This window comes from Rhodococcus sp. (in: high G+C Gram-positive bacteria), assembly GCF_049286785.1.
GTDB lineage: Bacteria > Actinomycetota > Actinomycetes > Mycobacteriales > Mycobacteriaceae > Rhodococcus_F.
Genome location: NZ_JBAQEO010000494.1, coordinates 1 through 4662 on the forward strand (window position 1 = coordinate 1; position 4662 = coordinate 4662).

5 protein-coding genes are annotated in these 4662 nt (G+C 65.2%); 2 read left to right on the forward strand and 3 right to left on the reverse strand.

Annotated features, from left to right (window positions below):
- A partial coding sequence (locus WAW17_RS17605; protein WP_422334222.1) for an AMP-binding enzyme occupies positions 1-612 on the forward strand: 612 nt, incomplete at its 5' end.
- A gap of 66 nt (positions 613-678) precedes the next feature.
- On the opposite strand, the gene WAW17_RS17610 is transcribed toward WAW17_RS17605, so the two are convergent.
- The 3 genes from WAW17_RS17610 to WAW17_RS17620 form a co-directional block, all read right to left on the reverse strand.
- Complete coding sequence (locus WAW17_RS17610) at positions 679-1341, reverse strand: GNAT family N-acetyltransferase (protein WP_422334223.1); 663 nt, start codon at positions 1339-1341, stop codon at positions 679-681.
- Positions 1342-1457: 116 nt separating this feature from the next.
- Positions 1458-1943: a nitroreductase family deazaflavin-dependent oxidoreductase gene (locus WAW17_RS17615; RefSeq protein ID WP_422334224.1), complete on the reverse strand. Its 486-nt coding sequence runs from the start codon at positions 1941-1943 to the stop codon at positions 1458-1460.
- 9 nt (positions 1944-1952) lie between these two features.
- Positions 1953-3116: a steroid 3-ketoacyl-CoA thiolase gene (locus tag WAW17_RS17620; RefSeq protein WP_422334225.1), complete on the reverse strand. Its 1164-nt coding sequence runs from the start codon at positions 3114-3116 to the stop codon at positions 1953-1955.
- Positions 3117-3276: 160 nt separating this feature from the next.
- On the opposite strand from WAW17_RS17620, the gene WAW17_RS17625 reads away from it, so the two are divergent.
- On the forward strand, positions 3277-4533 hold the full coding sequence (locus WAW17_RS17625; protein ID WP_422334226.1) for a cytochrome P450: 1257 nt from the start codon (positions 3277-3279) through the stop codon (positions 4531-4533).
- Positions 4534-4662: the final 129 nt, after the last annotated feature.

Below are 4662 nucleotides of genomic sequence, written 5' to 3' on the forward strand. Positions count from 1 at the left end.
GGCGGAATCGGCTTCGCAACCACGGGGGAGAAGCAGGCCGGTGGCCCCCGGGTGCCGGCCGGGCGGCACGCGATGGTGATCGGCGACGACAATCGCCTCCTCGAACCGGGCTCCGGCAAAGACGGCTGGTTCGCCAAGGGCGGATATGTCCCCATCGGGTACTACAAGGACCCGGAGAAGACGCGAGAGATTTTCCGGGAGATCGACGGCAAGCCCGTGGTGGTTACCGGAGACCGGGCGAGGATCGAGGCCGACGGATCCATCACCCTGCTGGGCCGCGGGAACATGGTGATCAACACCGGCGGTGAGAAGGTGTTCGCCGAGGAGGTCGAGAGCGTGGTGAAGGCGCACCCCGATGTGTACGACGCCATCGTGGTCGGTGTGCCGGACGAGCGCTGGGGACACCGCGTCTCCGCCGTCGTCCAGGCACGCGACGGCCGTCCCATCGATTTCAACGGTCTCGAGGCTCACGTGCGTCAGAGTCTCGCGGGCTACAAATTCCCCCGGTCGATCTGGGTCGAGGAGACCGTGCAGCGCACTCCGAGTGGCAAACCCGACTACCGGTGGGCGCAGGGCATCACCGAGCAGCGGGAACCGGACCACCGCGTGTAGGAGTTCAGGTGCGGACCGATCGCTCGATCCCTCCGGCGATGGTAGCGACTTCAGGCAGTATCGACTTCAGGCAGGGGCGCGGACCACCAGAACGGTGCCGGGGAATTCGGCAGCCAGTTCGCGCCGGCTGTGCTTCACGGAGGCGGTGCCGTACCCCTTCTTACGCCGATCGGGGCGGATCCAGATGGCAACGTCCACCTCGCGCCCGGTCAGTTCCCCGAATACGAGACCGACCGAGGTCTTCTCCGCGGTGTCCTCGCAGACGAACCACGCTGCCGACTCGTCGTCGATGCGCTTCAGTCCCTCGATACGTTCCCGTTCGATACGTTCCTCGGACCAGGGCGCGCCGTTTTCCTGCTGCTCGGCGCAGCGACCGCGAAACAGTTCGGCGTCCTCGTCGCTGCCGGTGAAAGGCCGGAGTTCGAAGTTCCGCCCCGTGCTCGCCGGCCTTTCGGCGGCGGTCCATTCCAGGGTGGCGTCGAGGTCGTCCAGTTCGGCCTGGGTGCGCCGGCGTTCGGCCTTGGTGAGACGGCGGAAGGTCAGGTTCAGGACTGCCTCCGCGTACGCCTCGGAGGCGTCGAGCAACCCGGCGACGGTCCGCACCGCTTCGTCGTGGTCCTCACTGTCGACGATGGCGTCGAGAACTTCGTGCCGTCGCTCGAGTGCCCGCAGCAGCGCTGCGGTGAGCTCGCGACGATCGTGGATCTGATCCTGAACCTGTGATGGCATAATCTGCGATTCCTTGCCCTGGCGTCGGCGTACGAGTCCGTACGACGTCAATTCTGCGCGAAACTCGTCCGCCGTGGCACCGTTACTCGGCGGTACGCCACGGCGGACGAGTGAACCTAACGAGGGCTGCAGACGACCACGGGGATGGTCCGCTCGGTCCATGCCTGGTAGTTGTCGAAATCCGGGTACATCGCGACCAGGCGTGGCCAGAGGGCGGCACGCTCTTCGGCGTCGGCCACCCGTGCGGTCATCGACCGCACGCGCGACTTCACCTGGACGGTCACCTCGGGGTGAGCGCGCAGATTCAGATACCACATCGGATGCTTCGGCAGTCCGCCCTGCGAAGCCACGAGAACGATGTCGTCGCCGTCCTCGAGGAAGAGCAGGGGGCTGATCCGTGGCTCCCCACTCTTGCGTCCGGTGGTGGTGAGCAGGCAGACGGGCAGGCCTCGGGGGAAGGCACTGCCCACCCGCCACTTGCCGCCGAGCCGCCCGCCCGTCCGCCGGTACAGCACGACATTGACCTTCGACATCCACTTGATGAACGTGACCGTCCATTTCGAGTCGAGTCCGGGCGGTCGGGCAGGGGCGGGAGCGTTCATCAGCCGATCCTAGATCCTCTCGATGATCGTGCCGGTGGCGAGAGCACCGCCCGCGCACATCGTGATCAGGGCCGTCGTCTTGTCGGTGCGCTCGAGCTCGTGCAGCGCCGTGGTGATCAGCCGCGACCCGGTGCTGCCCACGGGGTGTCCGAGTGCGAGTGCGCCGCCATTGACGTTGACCCTGTCCATGTCCGGGCCGTGGACCGACGCCCACGACAGCAGCACCGCCGCGAAGGCCTCGTTCACCTCGAAGAGATCGAGATCGCCGATCTTCATTCCACTGCGCTCGAGGACGCGGGCGGTGGCCTGAACCGGGCCGTCGAGATGGAATTCCGGTTCGGCGCCGACGAGTGCCTGCGACACGATCCGGGCCCGGGGGGTCAGGCCCAGTGCCCGCGCCTTGGCCTCGTCCATCAGCATGACGGCCGCGGCGCCGTCGGAGATCTGCGACGACGTACCGGCGGTGTGGATCCCGCCCTCGATGACAGGCTTCAGTTTGGCCAGCGACTCCGCGGTGGTGTCGCGCAGACCCTGATCGCGGCTGACGGTTTGTGTCTCGCCGGTGAGGTTGCCTTCCTTGTCCACCACCGGTGCTTCGACCTTCAGCACCTCGCGGTCGAACCGTCCCTCGTCCCAGGCTTGCTTCGCGAGCGCCTGTGAGCGGACGCCGAGTGCCTCGATGTCCTCGCGGGTGATTCCGCGACGCCGGGCGATGCGCTCGGCTGCCTCGAACTGGTTGGGCAGGTCGATGTTCCATCCGGCCGGGCGCCGGGGGCCCGCGTTCTCGCCGACGTTGGCGCCGAGCGGCACCTGGCTCATCGCCTCGATGCCGCAGGCGATTCCGACGTCGATGGTGTCGGTGGCGATCAGGCCGGCGATCAGGTGATTGGCCTGCTGCGCGGAACCGCACTGGCAGTCGATTGTCGTGGCGCCCACCTGCCAGGGCAGGCCGGCGTGCAGCCATGCCGTGCGGGTGATGTTGTTGGACTGTGCGCCGGCCTGGGTGACGCAGCCGCCGATCACCTGCTCCACCAACTCCGGATCGATGCCCGAGCGGTCGAGGACTCCGTGCTGAGCGGCGCCGAGGATCTCGGCGGCATGCAATCCGGCCAGCCAACCCCCGCGCTTTCCGATGGGGGTACGAACGGCCTCGACGATAACTGGTGTGCCCACTGCGGGCTCCTTTCCTTGTGTACAGAAAATAGAACAGGTTCTCCTAGTAAGGCAACCTCCGAATGGGCATTCCTTTGCTAGTCGCTCCGGTTGTGTTTCAATGTTAGTAGAACGTGTTCCACATCACCGAGTGGTGTATGGCCTAGGGCAGGAGACAGCAGTGGCGCAGCCCAATCTTCCAGAGGGTTTCGACGTAACAGACCCGGACATCTACGCAGAGCGCATCCCGCACGAAGAATTCGCGGAGCTGCGGAGGACTGCGCCGATCTGGTGGAACCCGCAGTCGCCGGACGTCGGCGGATTCCACGACGACGGCTTCTGGGTGGTGAGCAAGCTCGAAGATGTCAGGGAGGTGTCGCGGCGCAGCGATGTCTTCTCGACACACGAGAACACCGCGATCGTGCGGTTTGCCGATGACATTCCGCGCGAGAACATCGAGATGCAGCGTTTCATCCTCATCAACAAGGACGCTCCGGAGCACACCAAGCTCCGCAAGCTGGTTGCCCGCGGGTTCACACCGCGTGCGATCAACAGCCTGCGAGACGAGCTTTCCGAGCGTGCCGAGCGGATCGTCAAAGGGGCGGCCGAATCGGGCGCCGGTGACTTCGTCACGCAGGTGGCGTGTGAGCTTCCGTTGCAGGCCATCGCCGAACTTCTGGGTGTGCCGCAGGAGGATCGCCTGAAGGTGTTCGACTGGTCGAACCAGATGACCGGATACGACGACCCCGAACTGGACATCGATCCCCAGGCGGCGTCGATGGAGATTCTCGGCTACGCCTACCAGATGGCCGACGAGCGCAAGAAGTGCCCCGCCAACGACATCGTGACGACGCTGATCGAGGCGGACATCGATGGAAATGAGCTCTCTCCTGAGGAATTCGGGTTCTTCGTCATCTTGCTGGCGGTGGCCGGCAACGAGACCACGCGTAATGCGATCACACACGGCATGATCGCCTTCCTCGACAATCCCGATCAGTGGGAGCTGTACAAGAAGGAACGCCCGGCCACGGCGGCCGACGAGATCGTCCGGTGGGCCACCCCCGTCACCTCGTTCCAGCGCACCGCCCTCGAAGACACCGAACTCGGCGGCGTGCAGATCAAGAAGGGGCAGCGGGTCGTCATGTTGTACGGCTCCGCCAATTTCGACGAAGACGCCTTCGATCATCCCGAGAAGTTCGACATCATGCGGGAGGACAACCAGCACGTCGGCTTCGGCGGAACCGGTGAACACTACTGTCTGGGTGCCAACCTCGCGAGGCTCGAGATCGACCTGATCTTCAATGCGATTGCGGATCACCTCCCCGATATCAGTAAGCTGGGAGATCCGCGGCGCCTGCGCTCCGGATGGCTCAACGGCATCAAGGAGTTCCAGGTCGACTACAAGACCAAGTCAGGCGGCTGCCCGGTTCAGCACTGACGAACGTCGACACCGACTGTGTGTTCGGTACGCAGACGTGTTCGGTACGCAGACGCAGCGGCGTCGGGAGAGTTCCCTCATCCTCTCCCGGCGCCGCTGTTCGCATTCCTGTTCGTGTCACGTCTTGCC

Coding starts and splice junctions, on each gene's coding strand:
- WAW17_RS17615 (WP_422334224.1), bottom strand. CDS start 1,943: ATGAACGCTCCCGCCCCTGCCCGACCGCCCGGACTCGACTCGAAATGG.
- WAW17_RS17610 (WP_422334223.1), bottom strand. CDS start 1,341: ATGCCATCACAGGTTCAGGATCAGATCCACGATCGTCGCGAGCTCACC.